20 protein-coding genes are annotated in these 16,381 nt (G+C 68.2%); 12 read left to right on the top strand and 8 right to left on the bottom strand.

What is annotated here, in order from left to right; genetic code table 11:
- Window positions 1–366 precede the first annotated feature (366 nt).
- Window positions 367–1,908 (top strand): glycerol kinase GlpK, encoded by a 1,542-nt coding sequence (gene glpK, locus C461_RS04070; protein WP_049906279.1) that lies wholly within the window; start codon window positions 367–369, stop codon window positions 1,906–1,908.
- On the top strand, window positions 1,909–2,994 hold the full coding sequence (locus tag C461_RS04065) for a hypothetical protein (RefSeq protein WP_007998897.1): 1,086 nt from the start codon (window positions 1,909–1,911) through the stop codon (window positions 2,992–2,994).
- Between the two features lie 20 nt (window positions 2,995–3,014).
- Here the strand turns inward: C461_RS04065 and C461_RS04060 are convergent, their stop codons facing one another.
- Window positions 3,015–3,416 (bottom strand): hypothetical protein, encoded by a 402-nt coding sequence (locus C461_RS04060; RefSeq protein ID WP_007998895.1) that lies wholly within the window; start codon window positions 3,414–3,416, stop codon window positions 3,015–3,017.
- A 151-nt stretch (window positions 3,417–3,567) separates the two neighbouring features.
- Here C461_RS04060 and C461_RS04055 point away from each other — a divergent pair, with 151 nt between their 5' ends.
- From C461_RS04055 to C461_RS04045, 3 genes are all read left to right on the top strand, one after another.
- Window positions 3,568–3,768, top strand: coding sequence for a hypothetical protein (locus tag C461_RS04055; RefSeq protein WP_007998893.1), 201 nt, complete (start codon window positions 3,568–3,570; stop codon window positions 3,766–3,768).
- An 88-nt stretch (window positions 3,769–3,856) separates the two neighbouring features.
- On the top strand, window positions 3,857–5,029 hold the full coding sequence (locus C461_RS04050; protein ID WP_007998891.1) for a Cdc6/Cdc18 family protein: 1,173 nt from the start codon (window positions 3,857–3,859) through the stop codon (window positions 5,027–5,029).
- 70 nt (window positions 5,030–5,099) lie between these two features.
- Window positions 5,100–5,792 (top strand): HAD-IIB family hydrolase, encoded by a 693-nt coding sequence (locus tag C461_RS04045; protein WP_007998889.1) that lies wholly within the window; start codon window positions 5,100–5,102, stop codon window positions 5,790–5,792.
- A gap of 64 nt (window positions 5,793–5,856) precedes the next feature.
- Here the strand turns inward: C461_RS04045 and C461_RS04040 are convergent, their stop codons facing one another.
- The gene (locus tag C461_RS04040; protein ID WP_007998887.1) at window positions 5,857–6,138 is read right to left on the bottom strand and encodes a ribonuclease P protein component 4; all 282 of its coding nucleotides are present in this window, start codon (window positions 6,136–6,138) and stop codon (window positions 5,857–5,859) included.
- Between the two features lie 134 nt (window positions 6,139–6,272).
- Between C461_RS04040 and C461_RS04035 the strand changes: the two genes are divergently transcribed.
- The 7 genes from C461_RS04035 to C461_RS04005 all read left to right on the top strand — a co-directional run bounded on the left by C461_RS04035 (window position 6,273) and on the right by C461_RS04005 (window position 11,577).
- Window positions 6,273–6,467, top strand: a complete 195-nt coding sequence (locus C461_RS04035) for a methytransferase partner Trm112 (RefSeq protein ID WP_193365801.1) — start codon at window positions 6,273–6,275, stop codon at window positions 6,465–6,467.
- Between the two features lie 115 nt (window positions 6,468–6,582).
- Window positions 6,583–7,164 (top strand): DUF7524 family protein, encoded by a 582-nt coding sequence (locus C461_RS04030; protein WP_007998883.1) that lies wholly within the window; start codon window positions 6,583–6,585, stop codon window positions 7,162–7,164.
- Window positions 7,165–7,303: 139 nt separating this feature from the next.
- Window positions 7,304–7,519, top strand: a complete 216-nt coding sequence (locus C461_RS04025) for a hypothetical protein (RefSeq protein WP_007998881.1) — start codon at window positions 7,304–7,306, stop codon at window positions 7,517–7,519.
- Window positions 7,520–7,553: 34 nt separating this feature from the next.
- A complete protein-coding gene (locus C461_RS04020) occupies window positions 7,554–7,991 on the top strand; it encodes an RNA-binding protein (RefSeq protein ID WP_007998879.1) in 438 nt (145 codons plus the stop codon).
- A 92-nt stretch (window positions 7,992–8,083) separates the two neighbouring features.
- Window positions 8,084–9,028, top strand: a complete 945-nt coding sequence (locus C461_RS04015) for a mannonate dehydratase (RefSeq protein WP_193365800.1) — start codon at window positions 8,084–8,086, stop codon at window positions 9,026–9,028.
- A gap of 16 nt (window positions 9,029–9,044) precedes the next feature.
- The gene (locus tag C461_RS04010; protein ID WP_007998875.1) at window positions 9,045–9,932 is read left to right on the top strand and encodes an NAD-dependent epimerase/dehydratase family protein; all 888 of its coding nucleotides are present in this window, start codon (window positions 9,045–9,047) and stop codon (window positions 9,930–9,932) included.
- Window positions 9,933–10,065: 133 nt separating this feature from the next.
- Window positions 10,066–11,577, top strand: coding sequence for an FAD-dependent oxidoreductase (locus C461_RS04005; protein WP_007998873.1), 1,512 nt, complete (start codon window positions 10,066–10,068; stop codon window positions 11,575–11,577).
- Between the two features lie 20 nt (window positions 11,578–11,597).
- Here the strand turns inward: C461_RS04005 and C461_RS04000 are convergent, their stop codons facing one another.
- The 6 genes from C461_RS04000 to nth all read right to left on the bottom strand — a co-directional run bounded on the left by C461_RS04000 (window position 11,598) and on the right by nth (window position 16,284).
- Entirely contained in the window at window positions 11,598–12,050 is a 453-nt protein-coding gene (locus C461_RS04000) for a hypothetical protein (protein WP_007998871.1), read from the bottom strand.
- Window positions 12,047–12,541 carry a phosphopantetheine adenylyltransferase gene (locus tag C461_RS03995; RefSeq protein WP_007998870.1) on the bottom strand — a complete coding sequence of 165 codons (495 nt, stop codon included), beginning with the start codon at window positions 12,539–12,541 and terminating at the stop codon, window positions 12,047–12,049. The genes C461_RS04000 and C461_RS03995 overlap by 4 nt, the downstream gene beginning before the upstream one ends.
- 78 nt (window positions 12,542–12,619) lie before the next feature.
- On the bottom strand, window positions 12,620–13,243 hold the full coding sequence (locus C461_RS03990; RefSeq protein WP_007998868.1) for a winged helix-turn-helix domain-containing protein: 624 nt from the start codon (window positions 13,241–13,243) through the stop codon (window positions 12,620–12,622).
- A gap of 158 nt (window positions 13,244–13,401) precedes the next feature.
- Entirely contained in the window at window positions 13,402–14,481 is a 1,080-nt protein-coding gene (locus C461_RS03985; RefSeq protein WP_007998866.1) for a glutamate--cysteine ligase, read from the bottom strand.
- 300 nt (window positions 14,482–14,781) lie between these two features.
- The gene (locus C461_RS03980; protein ID WP_007998864.1) at window positions 14,782–15,336 is read right to left on the bottom strand and encodes a DoxX family protein; all 555 of its coding nucleotides are present in this window, start codon (window positions 15,334–15,336) and stop codon (window positions 14,782–14,784) included.
- A gap of 264 nt (window positions 15,337–15,600) precedes the next feature.
- Complete coding sequence (gene nth / locus C461_RS03975; protein WP_007998862.1) at window positions 15,601–16,284, bottom strand: endonuclease III; 684 nt, start codon at window positions 16,282–16,284, stop codon at window positions 15,601–15,603.
- Between the last annotated feature and the right edge of the window lie 97 nt (window positions 16,285–16,381).

Below are 16,381 nucleotides of genomic sequence, written 5' to 3'. Positions count from 1 at the left end.
ACCCTGCCCACTTTACTTTACCTCCTCTATCGAGTCGATCATAACTATCAGGGACATTCAAATAGTGTACGCGTTGCCACTGACGATTTGTTTATATGCTATCTTTTTCACTCTCGGCTGAATGCGGATTTTAACAGGAAGATTATTATGGTAGTACATTATGTTCACGAATGGCGTGGTAGCTTCCGTGAAGATATGCCGCGGCGACGGCGACGACACCGATCGCGTCCGGACCGCTGTGCAGGTATTCGAGCCGCACACGGCGTCTGGAGCGATGGTGGCTGACGAAACCGGTCCCGGCGGAACGGGGGGACACGGACGGTGGCGTCGCCGCGGGCGGACCAGCGCCACAGGAGGGATCCAAACATGACACAATACGTCGGTGCGATAGACCAGGGGACGACCGGAACTCGCTTTATGGTGTTCGACCACGCGGGGCAGGTCGTCGCGAACGCCTACGAACAGCACGAACAGATCTATCCCAACCCGGGGTGGGTCGAACACGACCCGATCGAGATCTGGGAGAACACGCAACAGGTCGTCCTCGACGGCCTCGCCGACGCGGATCTGGAAGCGAGCCAGCTCGACGCGATCGGCATCACCAATCAGCGGGAGACGACGATCGTGTGGGACAAGGACTCGGGACGCCCCGTCCACAACGCGCTCGTGTGGCAGGACCGGCGGACGACGGACCGCGTCGAGGAGCTCCAAGAGGCCGACATGGTCGAGGAGATCCGCGACAAGACCGGCCTCGAAGCCGACGCGTACTTCTCCGCGACGAAGACCGAGTGGATCCTCGATAACGCGGAGCCCCTCAAGATGCAGAGCTCCCGCGGCGGCGACCTCCGCGACCGGGCCCGCGAAGGCGAACTCGTCATGGGGACGATCGACTCGTGGCTCATCTACAACCTGACGGGCAACCACATCACGGACGTCACCAACGCGTCCCGGACGATGCTGTACAACATCCGGGACTTAGAGTGGGACGACGAACTCCTCGACGAGTTCGGCGTGCCGAAGGAGATGGTGCCCGAGGTACGACCGTCCTCCGACGAGGACTACTACGGACACACCGACGCGGACGGCTTCCTCGGCGAGGAGGTCCCCGTCGCCGGCGCGCTCGGCGACCAGCAGGCGGCCCTGTTCGGGCAGACCTGCTTCGACGAGGGCGACGCGAAGAACACGTACGGAACCGGCTCCTTCTACCTGATGAACACGGGGACCGACGCCGTCAAGTCCGACCACGGGCTCCTCACGACGATCGGCTTCCAGATGTCCGGCGAGCCCGTCCAGTACGCGCTCGAAGGGTCCATCTTCATCACCGGCGCCGCGATCGAGTGGCTCGAAGACGTCGACCTGATCAACAACGCCGCACAGACGGCCGAGCTGGCCCGATCCGTCGATTCGACCGACGGCGTCTACATGGTCCCGGCGTTCACGGGCCTCGGCGCGCCCCACTGGGACGGTCGCGCTCGCGGGACCATCGTCGGGATGACCCGCGGGACCGGCAAGGAACACATCGTCCGCGCGACCCTCGAAAGCATCGCGTACCAGACCCGCGACGTCGCCGAGGCGATGGAGGCGGACTCCGGCGTCGAGACGACGAGCCTCCGCGTCGACGGCGGCGCGGTGAAGAACAACTTCCTCTGTCAGCTCCAGTCGGACATCCTCCAGACGGAGATCGCCCGGCCGGAAGTCGACGAGACGACGGCACTCGGGTCGGCGTACGCCGCCGGCCTCGCCGTCGGCTACTGGGACACCGTCGACGAACTCCGCGACAACTGGCAGATCGACCGCGAGTTCACGCCCGAGAAGGAACAGGCGGAGGTCGATAAGCTGTACAGCCGCTGGGACGACGCGGTCGAGCGGTCCCGGAACTGGGCGCAGGACGACGAGGAGGACGAATAGATGAACTCCGTCGTTTCGGCCCCTGTCATCGCACAGGCGGGCGGGTGGAGCGCCGGCTCCATCGACGCGGTCCTAGAAATTCTCCTCGATCCGACGATCTGGCTCGGTGCGGCGGCCGGCGGGGCGTTCGGCGCCGCGCTCGGCGCCCTCCCGGCGTTCATCTTCACCGGATTCCTCGTTATCGCCGGCGTCTGGGGCGGTGAGGCCGCTCAAGGCGTCGGCGTCGACGTCGGCTTCGGCCCGGTCTTCGGTCCCCACATCTCCTTCGCCGGCGGTGCGGCGGCGGCGGCGTACGCCGCCAAGAACGGCGACATGGAGTCCGGATTCGACTACCACAACGCGAAGGACATCGGGTTCGCACTCGGGAGCCGCCCGGACATCCTGGCCGTCGGTGCGGCGTTCGGTGTCTTCGGCATCGTGCTCGAACAGACGCTCCGGAACCTGGCGATCCCGACGGACCCGATCGCTTTCACGGTCGTCGCGAGCGCACTCGTCCACCGGCTGGTGTTCGGGTACTCGGTCATCGGCGTCGTCAGCTCCAAAGCGAACGGCTACTTCGATATGGGTCCGTTCGAGCGCGGAGAGATGCGTGACGACGGTGAGGTCCCCGGTGACGGCGAGAAGAACGGGACCGATCGGCTCGCGGTCGAGCCGTGGCTGCCGAACATGTACCAGTGGTCACACGTCGTGGCGATCGGCCTGTTCGCCGGTCTCGCTGCGGCCTACGCCGCGATCCAGACCGGCAGTCCGTTCCTCGGGTTCGGTATCAGCGCGGCGACGCTGCTGTTCTTGAACCTCGGCGTGGACCGGATCCCGGTCACCCATCACATGACGCTCCCGGCGGCGACGGCGTACCTCGCCACCGCGGGCACGGGCTACGCTCCGATCGTCGCGCTACTGATCGCCGGGCTGTTCGGCGTCCTCGGTGCCGTCGTCGGCGAGGCGTTCCAGCGCGTGTTCTACGCGCACGGCGACACGCACGTCGACCCGCCGGCCGCTTCCATCGCGATCACGCACTCGTTCATCGCGCTCCTGTCGATCGTCGGTATCCTCGGATCCGCTGTCTGGGTTCCGGGCGCCGTCTGATCGGCCACGGAAACTGAATTTTATTCTGACGGAAGAATATTAACAAAAACTGCGTAGCCGACGACTCCAGATATGCCCCCGACTCCAACTCCGGCGAGGAAGCCATGACCAACCAGAAACGTTCCAAGGGCGGCCATCGAGGCGACTATCAGCCCGAGCCCCGCCGCGCCGTGGTTGTAGCTCCCGGCAGTCGGATGATTGCTGATGGGAACCCGATCGGCTTCGGGGACTCGAACGCTCGCGTGGAAGGGGATGTACAACCGCGTGCCGATTCCGGTCATCGCCGCGACGATCGACGCGAACTGCACGTCGCCGACCGGCTCCCGGACGAGCAGAAAGACGGCGATCGCGACGACCAGCGCGGCGACTTTGCTCCATCGGTCGGCGGCAACGACCGAGTCGTGGAACTGCTGTTCCGGCATACGCGCCGAGAAGCGGTCGGGTCGGTTAAGTGTGTGGTCGCCGCGGGCGGCCCGGAGAGCGCCTCCCGAAAGAGACTCGGCCACGCGATCGGACGACGACGGCCCGATCATGCTGAGGTGGATTTAACCACCCCCACGGCCATCGGGAGATATGAACACGCTGGGTCTCGAGAGACGCGACGGACGAAATCTGCTCGTGGTCGCGGTTATCGTCGCGGTCATCATCGCGGCGACCGCAGAGGGTCCAGTCGGCGTACGGATCCTCGCCGGCGGCATAGCCGGGATCATAAGCGCCGGCGTCTTCGTCGTCTCGACGGTTCTGATCAACCGATACAAACCCGACTACTGGTGAACACCGGTCCGACGGGGAACCGAGGACGTCAGCTCCGGACTGTTCCTGCTTCGTGCCGGTTTTATCGCCCTGTCACGGAGGGTCGATCGTGAACATCGACGACCGGATCGAACGACGGCTCGGGTACGACGCCGGTGCCGGCGTCCTCGTCGACCTGGACGCCGTTTCGCCGGTGTCACACCTTGAGTCCCCGGTCGGCCGTGGTCCGGCGTTCGAGCGGCTTCTCGATGCGTTCAGCCCCGCCTTTTCCGGCTCGCTCCCGCCGAGCGTCTACGTCCACGGTCCGAAAGGCAGCGGCAAGTCGGCCGTCGTCTCCGCGCTGTTCGACCGGCTCGCGGCGCACAGCGGGCCGCGACGCGCGATACAGACGTCGACGCGGGCCGTCGAGCCGACGCTCCCGGGCTTCGTGTACGTGGACGCTCGGCGGGCCTCCACGCGGTTTCGCCTCTTCCACGAGACGCTCACTGAGGTCGGCGACGACCCCGTTCCCGAACACGGCATCGGCACCGACGAACTGGCGGCCGCCCTGCGCGCCGCGGTGCGAACCGGCCCCGACATCGTCGTCGCGGTCGACCACACCAACGAGCCGGAGACGGCCGCCGCGGCGACCGTGGTCGAGTGGCTCACCGACGTGAGCGGGCACATCGTTCCCGTCTGTCTCGGTCGGGACCCGCCGGAGGCGATCGAGTGGGACGCGGACGCGTCGGTCGCGTTCGAGCCCTACCGGCGGCACGTCCTCGTCGAACTGCTGACGAGCCGGTGTTCGACGGGACTCGGACGGGACGCGCTCAGCCACGATCAGATCCGCGAACTCGCCGAGTGGGCCGACGGCGACGCCCACGACGCGCTCGCCGCGATCACCGGTGCGGCGATCAACGCGGAGCGCGCCGGCGCCTCGACGGTTCGACCGGCGGATCTCGACGCGGGGATCGACGCGGTGCCGAAACCCTGCGTCGCTCTCGGGCGCGTCCTCGCGCTCTCCGAGAGCCGCCGCCGGCTCCTGTACGAACTGGTGAGCCTCCCGGAGGCCGCACGCGAGTCCGTGAGCGCCGCGACGGAGACGATCGCCTCGCGGCCGGCGGTCGACCTGTCGGCGTCCACCGTCCGTCGGGTGCTGTACGAGCTCGCCGACGCCGGGCTGTTGGACCGCGTCACGGTCGCGCGCAGCGACGGGAAGGGCCGACCGCCGAGCCGGCTGGTCCCGAAGTTCCCGACGCTCGTGTTCCGAGAGCTGTTCGACCGACCGGCGTGGTCGGCCTGACGCTGCGCGGTCTCACTTTTACCGCCCAGGCAAGCGGAACACAGTTGCGTTTGCCGTTCCTGGCACGGATATGGTTCCGCCCCTCGCGTTGGACATCGACGGGACGCTGACGACGTCGACCGGTCGGATCGACCCGCGGGTCTTCGAGCTGTTGCCGGCGTGGGACGCGCCGATCGTGTTCGCGACGGGCAAAGCGTTCCCGTACCCCGTCGCGCTGGCGCACTTCCTCGGACGCGACGAGCACGTCATCGCCGAGAACGGCGGCGTCACGCACGTCGCCGGGGAGACGACGATCCTCGGCGACCCGGACGCGGCGTGGGCGGTGGTCGAGGCGTTCCGCGAGCGCGGCGGCGAGATCGGGTGGGGCGACGGCGACACCGTCAACCGCTGGCGCGAGACGGAGGTCGCGCTGTCGATCGACGCCGACGAAGCCCTGTTGCGCGAGGTGGCCGCGGCCGCGGGCGGCGACGTGGAGGTCGTCGACACCGGCTACGCCTTCCACGTCAAATCGCCCGCCGTGAGCAAGGGTCGGGGGCTTCGGCGCGCCGCAGATCTCCTCGAGATCGAGCCCGGATCGTTCGTCGCGATCGGCGACAGCGAGAACGACGTCTCCACCTTCGGCGTCGCCGGCGAGTCGTACGCGGTCGCCAACGCGGACGCCGCCGCCCGCGAGGCTGCCGATGTCGTGCTCGCGGAGTCGTACATGGACGGGACGGCCGGCGTGTTGGCCGATCTCCGAGCGCGTCGCGGCGACGACGAATGAGCGGTCGCTCGCCGTCGTTTCGGTCAGGACTCCGACGGGCTTCGACGGCTCTCGAGGCGAGACGTTACGACTCGAACGGGTACCGCGCCGTCGACCCGCACTCCAGACACCGCACGACGACCCGGCCCGGCCGCAGCCGCACCCGGCTCGTCCGCCCCGGTCGCAGGTACACGTCGCAGTCGTCGCACGTGCGCCGCGAGAACGTCCCCGGGAGGCCACAGCGATTCCGCTCCGCGATCCGACGCGCCAGCGCGACGTACTCGCGGGCGCGGCCGTACTCGTCGTCGACGACCGCTTCTCGGGCGAGCGTCGACAGCCGATCGATGCGTTCCGACGGGATCCCCATGTCTCGTTCGGCGGGTCCGACCGGCAAAGTCGTTGCTATCGAGCCAACGGCGAACGTCCGCACCGAGCCGAGATCGACGCGTCCCCTCTCGCGAACCCGCACGCTTTTTTAACGGTCCACGCGAACGACGCGGTATGAAAGAATCCCTGATGGACGTGATCTGCTGCCCGCTCGACAAGGCCGACCTCGAGTTGGACGTCGACGAGCGCGACGATAACGAGATCCTCGAAGGGACGCTCACCTGTACGGAGTGCGGCGAGACGTACCCGATCGAAGACGGGATCCCCAACCTCCTCCCGCCGGACATGCGCGAGGAGGCGGCGGCGTAACCCGAGCGCCGGCGCTGTCGAAGCCGCAGAAGCGCCGCCGCCCGAGCGACGACCCGCCGACGGCGAGCCCGAACCGTACTACACCTTTTTTTAGTGTCAGACCGTCGGCTCACACGTGCCGACACTCTCCGTCGAACTGAACGGGGACGCCGTTCACGCGATCCGAGCCCCTGACCGGTTCACGACCACCGGTCCGTTCGCCATCGCGTTCGAGAACCTCGGCCGTTCGACGCACGTCCACCTCAACGTCGACGACGAACTGGGGCGGGCCGTCTCGATCGGCGAAACGAACCACTACGTCGAAGACGAGTCGAAGCGGCGGGTCCACGTCTCCGTCAGCGATATCACGGAGCCCGTCCGCGGGAAGCTGAAGATCGTCACCGGTTACGGCTCGAACACCCGGTACGTCGACCTGCAGATAGATCCCCCGCCGGAAGCCGCCGCCGACGAGGTCGCCGTCGACGAGACGCTCTCGAAGCCCCCGGAACGCCCGCCCCCGGTCCCGCCCAGACAGCAAGCCGCGAACGCGGTCGAGCGGCTGATCGAGCGAGGGGGGCTGCCGGCGGCGATATTGGCGTTCGTCGCCGTCACCGCTGGAATCGCCGTCGCGGTCGCGATCGAGAGCATCGTCGTCACCGCCGCCGTCGCGGTCGTGCTCGTGGTGTCGCTGGCGGCCGCGCTGGTGGCGGTGTGGTGATCGACGGCGTCGATCGACAGATCGGCGCGACCGACGGAACTGATGCGACCGACGCGACCGACGCGACCGACGCGACCGGCGGACTAGGTCGCCGCCCGGGATCCACGCGCTTTTAACCGTCCCAGCGGAACGTGAGCGCATGAGCTTCGAGAAGGAAGACGAAGTCGTCCTCCACGACAAACACAGCGAGTACGACGGCGAGACGGGAACGATCACGCAGGTCATGGAGACGATGTTCGGCGACGCGACCTACACGGTCAGCTTCGACGACGGCCAAGAGACCGGCGTTCCCGAGGACTCTCTCGACGCTGCCGACGACAGCGACGAGAACGACGACGACGACAGCGACGAGTAACTTCCCCGTTCCGAGCGCAGACACCCAGACCCGCATGCCAACAGTCCCCTTTCACTACGTCGACCTCCGCGCGTTCTCGTACGCGACCGAAGACGAGAAGCGAGTCGAAGACGCGCTCCGCACGTTCCTCCCGGACGACGCCGAGATCGACCGCGTCGAGAACGTCGGCCACCACGGCGACCGCATCGTCGTGCTCTCCGCGCGGATCGAGAACGCGGACGGGATGCGTCACGTCCTCGACGCGCTCTCCGACCTCGACGACGTCGACCGCGTGATCGACGAACTCGACCAGCGCGTCGACGACAACTGCGCCCTGTTCATGCGTATCGACAAGCAGGCGGCGTTCCGCGGGGACGTTCGGCTCGGCCCCGGGATCACCGTCCGCGCGAAGGTGGAGGCGTACCCGGCCAAAAAATCGACCGCGGTCGAGAACGCCAGAGAGACGCTCTCCCGGCTGGCAGACGACTCGTAGCCGCCGGCCGTAGTCGCCGCCGTTCGTCGTTTTTTGAGAACCGTCGACACTCCGAAACACCGATACCTCCCGACGGTCAAGCGCCGCCAACGATGGACCCGACAGTGATGCTGCCACCGCGACCGGACCGCCGGTGGACGATCGCCAAACAGCTCGGCTTGGACACCGCCGTCGTCCGCTTCTGGGGCGTCGACGACTGGTGGGAGTACGACACCCTCCAGCGGACGGTCACTCGCTTCGCGGACCACGGCCTCTCGCTCGACGTCGTCGAGGACCGCCCGCCGATGGAGCAGACCGTCCTCGGGAAGGACGGCCGCGACGAGGAGATAGCGACGGTCAAAACGCTGATCGAGAACATGGGTCGGCTCGGTATCGACACCTACTGCTGGGTGTGGACCGAGAACCCGCTCGGCGTCATCCGCACCTCCGACTCACTGCCCGGACGCGGGGACTCACAGCGCATCGGCTACGACCACGAGTGGATGGAGCGCGCGCCGGACCACGAGGCCGCGGGCATCACCGAGGACGAGCTGTGGGAAAACCTCGAGTACTTCCTCGACGAGGTCGTCCCGGTCGCCGAGGAGTACGGCGTCAACCTCGCGTTACACCCCGACGACCCGCCGACCTCGCCCGTTCGCGGCGTGCCGCGGATCGTCCAGTCGTACGACGACTACCGGCGGATTCTCGATCTGCACGACAGCGAGCGCCACGGCGTCACGTTCTGCCAGGGTAACTTCTCGGCGATGGCCGGCGACACGATCGAGGCGATCCGCGAGTTCGGCGACCGGATCCACTTCGTCCACTTCCGGGACGTCGAAGGCGACGAGCGCAACTTCGTTGAGACGTGGCACGACGAGGGCCCGACGGACATGAAAGCCGCCATCGAGGCGTACCAAGAGGTCGGCTTCGACGGGCCGATCCGCCCGGACCACGTCCCGCGGATGGTCGGCGAGCAGGACCGCGACGACGCGATGGCGGGCTACACCGACATGGGCCGGCTGTTCGCGATCGGCTACATCAAGGGGCTACTGGAGTGACCCGGAGGGTCCGTGCATGACGCTCGACACCATCGCCGTCACCGGCGGCAACGGCAAGATCGGCGAAGCGATCCTCGAACACCTCTCCGAGCACGGCTACGAGACGGCGAACGTCTCCCGCGGCAAGCGACGCGAGGAGGTCTCCGACAGCTACGTCACCACCGACCTGCTCGACGCGGGCGAGACGTACGGCGCCCTCGCGAAGACCGACGCCGACGCCGTGATCCACATGGGGACGATCCCGGACCCGTACCGCACACCGGACTTCCGGACCTACGAGAGCAACGTCATGTCGGCGGCGCACGTGCTCGAAGCGGCCGACTCGCTCGGGCTCGAGACCGTCGTGCTCCCCTCCAGCATCAACGCCCTGGGGAGCGAACACCAGGAGCGCCCGGCCGAGGTGAACTACCTCCCGATCGACGAGGCGCACCCGCGAACCCCCGACGACCCGTACGGGATCGCCAAACACGCCATGGAGGTGACCGCCGACGGGTTCGGGCGGCGCCCCTCCACCGACCTCACGATCGCCTCCCTGCGGTACCCGTGGGTGACGACCGACGAGGAGATGCGCGAGGCGTTCGTCGAGACCGACCGCTCGCTGTCCGCGCTCGCGGACGTCCATCCCGCGACCGGCCGGGACGTGCTCTTCTCGTACCTCGCGATCGAGGACGGCGCCCGTATCGCCCGCAAGGCCGTCGAAGCCGACTTCGAGGGCCACGAGACGTTCTGGGCGGTCGCCGGCGACACCACCGCCGACGCGCCCACCGACGCCGTCGTGGAGGCGTTCTTCCCGGACGCCGACGTCCGCGACTCCTTCGAGGGTCACGAGGGGATCGTCGACCTCTCGAAGGCGAAGGCGCTGCTCGACTGGGAGCCGACCCGCAGCTGGCGCGACCTCGCGTAAGCCGGGCGACTCGGCGACGCGGCTCCACCTTCGTACCGCCCTCACACCGGGTCTACACCGGGTCCGCACCGGGGGCGCACCAGACCTGCACCGCCGGCGTGGATTTTTATTCCGGCCCGCCAACTCGTCTCGTATGAGCGACCCATTCGTCGTGGTCGGCGCCGACGCGGCCGGACTGAGCGCGGCCAGCAAGTTCCGCCGCGAGGCGCCCGAACGCGACGTCATCGTCTTCGAGATGGGACGGTGGATCTCCTACGCGTACTGCGGGATGCCGTACTTCATCGAGGGACGCATCGAGCGGCTCTCGAACCTTCTCTCGTTGTCCCCGAGCGACGTCGACGAGCGGGGGATCGACCTTCGGCGGGGTCACAAGGTCGTCGCGGTCGACCCCGACGCGAAGCGCGTCACCGTCGAGACCACCGACGGCGAGACGTTCGAGCAGCCGTACGGCGACCTCCTCGTCGCCACCGGGGGCCGCGCGACGCTCGGTCCGTTCGACGTTCGGGGGCTCGACGGGGCGTTCACCCTCCACAGCATGGACGCCGCCGCCGCGATCGACGCGTACATCGCCGACCCGGCCGCGTACGACCCGGCCCGCGCAGACGTCGACGCGGTCGACCGAGACCGCGTCGACTACAACGCCGCGCTCCCCGCCCCCGAGACGGCCGCGATCGTCGGCGGCGGGTACGTCGGCGTCGAGATGGCCGAGGCGCTCGTCGGGCGCGGGCTCGACGTTCACCTCTTCCAGCGGTCCGATCGTCTGCTGCCGCCGTTCGGCGAGGCGGTCGGCGAGCGCGTCGCGGAGGAGCTCACCGATCGGGGCGTGACGGTTCACACGGGAACGCCGGTCGAGGCGCTCGTCGGCGACGATCGGATCGAGGCGGTCGCGTTCGCCGACGGCGACGGCGGCACAGGCGACGTCGATGGTGGCTCCGACGGCACAGGCGGTGATGGCGATCTCGGCGCAAACGGTGACGACCGCGGCCGACTCCCGGTCGACCTCGCGATCGTCGGCGTCGGAATCCGACCGAACACGGAGCTACTGGAGGGCACCGACGTCGCCCTCGGCGAGGGCGGCGCGATCCGCACCGACGAGTACGGGCGGACGACCCTCCCGGACGTGTACGCCGCCGGCGACTGCGCGACCGCGATCCACGCGGTGACCGGCGAGGAGGCGTGGATGCCGCTGGGACTCACCGCCAACCGCGCCGGACGGGCCGTCGGCGCCACCGTCGCGGGCGACCGCTCGCCAGTCGGCGAGATAGCCGGCACCGCGGCCGTGAAGGCGTTCGACATGGAGGCCGGCCGAGTCGGGCTCGTCGAGGACGAGGCGGCAGTCGCGGCCGGCTTCGATCCGGTCCGCGAGACGGTGACGGCCGGGTCTCGATCGGGGTACTACCCCGGCGCCGAGCCGACGGACGTGACGCTCGTCGCCGACCGCGACTCCGGGCGCCTCATCGGCGGGAGCATCGTCGGGCCCGATCGGGCCGCGATCCGGATCGACACGCTCGCGACCGCGCTGGAGGCGGACATGACCGTCCCTGAGGTCGAGCGACTGGATCTCGCGTACGCGCCGCCGTTCAGCCCGGTGTGGGACCCGGTACTCGTCGCCGCGAAGGTGTTGAACGGGACGCTCGAGGAGTGAGAAGGGCGGGACGGTCCGGATCAGTCGTCGTCAGCACCGCGGTCGCTTACGGCTCGTCCGATCGCGTAGCCGGCGAGCCCGACCGCCGCGGCCCCGGCGAGCGCGACGCCGAGCGGCTCAACGAGCGCGACCGCGAACGGGACCGGATCGCCGAAGGGGATCGCGTACGGCTCGGGGCCCGTTGTCCGGAGTAGGATGGCCGCAAATGGCCCGTACGCGAGGAAGATAGCGGGGAGGACGCCGGCACCGGTCGCGGCGAACGCGACGACGCCAATCGCGGTCAGGACCGCGAGAGCGCCGGCGACTGGCGCCGCGAGTTCCGGCGACGCCCGGGAGAGGCCGGCGAGTCCGGCCGCGTCGAAGGCGGCGTACGAGCACGCGAAGCCGACCGCGCTCCAGACGGCCGCCCGCTCGAAACCGGTCTCGCCGATAGCGATTCGAGCGAGCCGGGGGGAAGACGTCTCCCCGTTCATTCCGGGCGAGTCGCGCCGCGACCCTCGCGGTCCGGCGTGAGGTTGCCGTGTTCGTCTATCTCGCCGGCGACGATCCGCGTCGAGGAGATCCGTTCACCGTCCTCGGCGGACTCGTGCTCGACGACGACGACTTCGAGCGGTTCGTGCCCCCGGGCGGTCCGGATCTCGTTGATGCGTTCGCCGCCGTCTCTCGTCTCCGGGGAGACGATGAGCGCGTCGAACTCGGGCTCGACGGCGATGCCGGTCGGCTCGGTCAGCTCGCGGATCGCGAACTCGCGGCCGTGCGCCTCGGCGCGCGGGGCGAGTTCGGCTTCGAGGTCGCGCTTCCGGCGGTCGTACGGGCGGACGTACCGCTCGACGTGTCGGGTCTTCGGCGCGAGCTCGTCGGACGTGAGCCCGACCGTCACGTCTCCCAGCTCGAACGCCCGTTCGAACAGCTTCCGGTGGCCGTCGTGAACGGGATCGAACGTACCACCCAGCGCGACGTTCATGAGTATCGGTTGCGCGGGCGGAACTTAAAGTGTCCCGAACCGAGAACGGTCGCGGGACGCGACGCGATCGCCGACGATCTAGCGGTCGTCGGACGCGGCGCCGTCGGTATCGTCGTCAGCAGCGGTCGCGTCACCCTCGTCGGCGTCCGCGTCGTCGGCGCTGGATTCGTCCGCGTCGCCGACCGAGATGCGGACGGGCTCGGTGTCGCCGTCCGGCGACTCGCCGCCCAGCCGGCGGTCGAGGTTGAACACGGCGTTCAACTCGCGCTGGACGTCGCCGACGACGCCCTGCACCAGTTCGCTCGGTGCGATCGCCTCGTACTCGTAGGGGTTGTTGCCGGCGCCGCTCGCCTCCCGCTTGTCGCGCTCGACGGTTCCCTCGTCGTGGAGCTCCGCGAGCGCCTCGCGGACCGTGCTCGGGTAGAGGCCGGTCCCGTCGGCGACCTCGTCGCTCGTGCTCTGCGGGTTGTCCCGGAGGTAGACGTAGATCCGCGCGCGGGTCTCGGTGTCGAGCAGCCACGAGAGCAGGTCGACGATGTTGTCGTCGAACCCCTTGACGGCCTTGTCGGCGCCCTCGCCGAGTCGCTCTTTGGTCTTGCGCAGTTCCTCGCGAGTCCGCTGGGTCGGTGACTCGTCCGTTGAGCCGGCTTCGGCAGCGTCGACGTCGTCGGCGTCCCTGTCGACGGGTTCGTCCGTAGTCATACCGCAAAGTGGGGTCTGCGCGCCCAAAAGCGTTTCTCGTCGCTTTGGTTCCGACGAAACGCTCGGCGGCTCGGAATCTTCGGTCCCCCGGCGCGTCGTGGTCGCGACGGACTACCCGGGCCGCCTTCGCCGCCCGCACCACCCGCGTCTCGCGCCGCCTACGGCGACACGAACAGGTCCGCGCACAGCGCGTCGAGCCCCGATTCCTCGCGGAGCCGGCGCTGGCGATCGCTGCCGCTCTCGGCGTCGTACACCTCCCGAATCCCGCCGATTCCGAGCCGGTCGCACTCGTCGTCGACAATTTCGCCGAGCGAGGCGGTCCCTTCGCCGTCGCGCGTGACGAAGGAGGCGTCGTGGCCGTGGCGAATCGCCCGCCACTTGTTCTCGTCTAACAGCTCTCTGCGGAGTCGATCCGGGATCTCGTTGTCGTCGTAGCGCTCGGCGTAGTCGACGACGAGCGCGTGGACGTATTCGACGAGCGCGAGGGTGACTGCGGGGTCGCACTGAGCGTCCGGCGCTCGTACTTCGACGGTTCCGTGGCCGGTGTGCGGGCGCACGTCGAACCAGAGCTCGCCGCGGTCCGCGATGGAGCCGTGTTCGACCATCCGGCGCTCGTACCGCTGGAAGGCGTCGAAGTCGTCGAACGCCGAGGGAATCCCGGTGTTCGGCAGGTTCTCGAATATCTTCGCGCGGGCCGAGGCGAGCCCGGTGTCGAAGCCGTTCCAGAACGGGGAATTCGCCGACAGCGCGAGCAACACCGGACAGTGCCACCGGAGGCGGTTGGCGATCCAGACGGCCTTGTCCGCGTCGTCGACGCCGACGTGCACGTGGAGCCCGGCCGTCGTGTTTCGGTGTTGCGGGTACTGGATGCGGTCGAGTTGGGCCCGGTACCGCGGCTTCTCGACGTGGTCCAGTTCGCGCCACTTCGCCGCCGGGTGGAGCCCCGCGGCGGCGATCCGGTAGCCGTCGGCGGCGGCGTGTTCGACGAGCGCCTCCCGGACGGTCGCGAGCGCGTCGCCCGCGTCGACCGGGTCCTCGATGAGTTCCGTCTGCGCCTCGATCGTGCATTTGAACAGCTCGTGGTCGAAGCCCTCGGGGATCGCTTCCGGCGGGCCGCGACCGTACACGAGTTCGTCGGTCCCGGAGGTCGGGCGGCCGTCGGCATCCACGATGTAGAACTCCTCTTCGATGCCGAGCGTCCCCATTCGGGCGAACGCGTCCCGCGAACCGAGATCCATTACCCCCCGTTCCGCCCGCGCGCTCTTATATCGATTGAAACCCGAAACGGAACGCCGGTGTCGCGGACGAGTATTTAACTGAACGCGGCGTCCGCGTCGGTGGTTTATAAACAGCGACCATCGGGCCGTCGCCGGCACACCCCTCATCGAAGCGGTCCGGAGCAGTCGGTCGCGGCGCCGTCGCTCACCCCGTACCGATCGGTCGGAAAAGCGAAGCAGTCGCGTCGGCCGCTGCCGTCGAAAACGAGTCGGCGGCGCGTGCGTACGCGCCCGGTTCCGTTTATAAGCGGACGTCCCCGTTCAGCCGAGGACGTAGCGGAGCGCCGGGAACTTCTCGGTCAGCGCCTGTCCGCCGACCTCCAGTTTCTCGATGTAGGCGTCGAGGCCGAGGATCCGACCCGCACCGAACGCGGCGACCGTGAGGAACACGACCGCGTAGATGAGCGTCGAGTCGAACAGCGCGAGCACGTCGCCGCTCCACCCGCCGAGGTAGAACAGCATCATCTGCATCGCGCCGCCGAGGGCGGCCAGCCGCACGAACGCGCCGGCGATGAGCGCCACGCCGATGAGCACCTGCGTGGCCGGGACGAACACGTTCACGAACTCCATCAGCGCCGGGCTCGACGCCATCATGGCGTACAGACCGCTGACCGGACTCGCCGAGCCGACGTTCGCGAGGTAGCCGGCCGCGTCGAACGGCCACTCCGAGATCTTCCCGAGGCCCGCGAACAGGATCATCCCGCCGATGCTCGCTCGGAGCAGGACGATGAACAGCGCCGACAGCGAGTGCGCTTTCCCCAGTAGGGTGATGCCGCCGAACTCTCCGCCGAACTCGTTTGTCGTTTTGGTGGACATTGTGTCTCTCCTCACTTACGGATACACTGGATGTACACATAAAGCCGGAAGCAGGTTCTCTTTCGCATAGAACAAATTCGCCGATTCCCCCGTTCGTTTGGGTCTTTAAATAGGTGGGTGAACACCTCGGACGTTCATCGTGAACGATCATGCGCCCCGGGTCGATCGGTTTCGCGATACCACGAACTGGCGGTGCCGCGACGCCGGCGATCCGCTACAGCCCGTTCTCTCGTCGCCGGTCGCGCCCGTGCACCTGGACGACGTTCACCACGCCTCGCCGCTCGCGAGGTCGACCTCGGCGTCGCCCTTTTCAGAGGGACAGACGTCCGCGAGCACGCAGTCGGCGCAGTCCGGGTTGATCGCGGTGCAGGTGGCGCGGCCGTGGTCGATCATCAAGTGCGTGAACTGCTGCCAGTCGTCTTCGGGAACGATGTCGAGGAGATCCCGTTCGATCGCCTTCGGACTCTGCTCCTCGGTGATTCCGAGCCGGCGAGTGAGCCGCTGGACGTGGGTGTCGACGACGATCCCCTCGACGACGTCGTGGCCGTGCTGGAGGACGACGTTGGCGGTCTTGCGGCCCACGCCGGCGAGATCCGTCAGCTCCGACATCGTGTCCGGCACTTCGCCGTCGTGTTTCTCGGCGATGTCCGCGCACGCCGAGCGGATGTACTTCGCCTTGTTGTTGTAGTAGGTGATCGAGTTGATCGCCTCCGCGAGCTCCTCTTGGGGCGCGTTCGCGTAGTCCTCGGGCGTCTCGTACGTCTCGAAGAGGTCCGCACACACCTTGTTCACCCGCTCGTCCGTACACTGCGCCGAGAGGATCACCGCGATGAGCAGCTCCAGCCGGTTCGAATAGTTGAGCGAAATCGTCGAGTCGGGATACTCCTCGTAGAGCCGATCGAGGACCTCGACGACCTGCGCTTCGCGCGTATCGCGTGGCGTTCCCATACGCGCCCGTCCGCCCGGGCGACATTGAACGATCCGGAACCGGCGGCGAGAGTCGAGGGAGTCGGGGCCGGCACCAGCGTGAGAACACCCCATCCCA

Origin of the sequence: Halorubrum aidingense JCM 13560 (genome assembly GCF_000336995.1) — an archaeon.
Classification (GTDB): domain Archaea; phylum Halobacteriota; class Halobacteria; order Halobacteriales; family Haloferacaceae; genus Halorubrum; species Halorubrum aidingense.
The sequence above is the reverse complement of the archived record's forward strand: the minus strand, read 5'-3'. Positions and strand labels throughout refer to the sequence as shown.

What these genes read in the sequence shown, in the direction of transcription:
- C461_RS04065 (WP_007998897.1), top strand. Translation starts at nt 1,909, where the DNA reads ATGAACTCCGTCGTTTCGGCCCCTGTCATCGCACAGGCGGGCGGGTGG.
- C461_RS04005 (WP_007998873.1), top strand. Translation starts at nt 10,066, where the DNA reads ATGAGCGACCCATTCGTCGTGGTCGGCGCCGACGCGGCCGGACTGAGC.
- C461_RS04060 (WP_007998895.1), bottom strand. Translation starts at nt 3,416, where the DNA reads ATGCCGGAACAGCAGTTCCACGACTCGGTCGTTGCCGCCGACCGATGG.
- C461_RS04035 (WP_193365801.1), top strand. Translation starts at nt 6,273, where the DNA reads ATGAAAGAATCCCTGATGGACGTGATCTGCTGCCCGCTCGACAAGGCC.
- C461_RS04045 (WP_007998889.1), top strand. Translation starts at nt 5,100, where the DNA reads ATGGTTCCGCCCCTCGCGTTGGACATCGACGGGACGCTGACGACGTCG.
- C461_RS03980 (WP_007998864.1), bottom strand. Translation starts at nt 15,336, where the DNA reads ATGTCCACCAAAACGACAAACGAGTTCGGCGGAGAGTTCGGCGGCATC.
- C461_RS03985 (WP_007998866.1), bottom strand. Translation starts at nt 14,481, where the DNA reads ATGGATCTCGGTTCGCGGGACGCGTTCGCCCGAATGGGGACGCTCGGC.
- C461_RS04000 (WP_007998871.1), bottom strand. Translation starts at nt 12,050, where the DNA reads ATGAACGGGGAGACGTCTTCCCCCCGGCTCGCTCGAATCGCTATCGGC.
- C461_RS04025 (WP_007998881.1), top strand. Translation starts at nt 7,304, where the DNA reads ATGAGCTTCGAGAAGGAAGACGAAGTCGTCCTCCACGACAAACACAGC.
- glpK (WP_049906279.1), top strand. Translation starts at nt 367, where the DNA reads ATGACACAATACGTCGGTGCGATAGACCAGGGGACGACCGGAACTCGC.
- C461_RS03990 (WP_007998868.1), bottom strand. Translation starts at nt 13,243, where the DNA reads ATGACTACGGACGAACCCGTCGACAGGGACGCCGACGACGTCGACGCT.
- nth (WP_007998862.1), bottom strand. Translation starts at nt 16,284, where the DNA reads ATGGGAACGCCACGCGATACGCGCGAAGCGCAGGTCGTCGAGGTCCTC.
- C461_RS04020 (WP_007998879.1), top strand. Translation starts at nt 7,554, where the DNA reads ATGCCAACAGTCCCCTTTCACTACGTCGACCTCCGCGCGTTCTCGTAC.
- C461_RS04010 (WP_007998875.1), top strand. Translation starts at nt 9,045, where the DNA reads ATGACGCTCGACACCATCGCCGTCACCGGCGGCAACGGCAAGATCGGC.
- C461_RS04055 (WP_007998893.1), top strand. Translation starts at nt 3,568, where the DNA reads ATGAACACGCTGGGTCTCGAGAGACGCGACGGACGAAATCTGCTCGTG.
- C461_RS03995 (WP_007998870.1), bottom strand. Translation starts at nt 12,541, where the DNA reads ATGAACGTCGCGCTGGGTGGTACGTTCGATCCCGTTCACGACGGCCAC.
- C461_RS04015 (WP_193365800.1), top strand. Translation starts at nt 8,084, where the DNA reads ATGGACCCGACAGTGATGCTGCCACCGCGACCGGACCGCCGGTGGACG.
- C461_RS04040 (WP_007998887.1), bottom strand. Translation starts at nt 6,138, where the DNA reads ATGGGGATCCCGTCGGAACGCATCGATCGGCTGTCGACGCTCGCCCGA.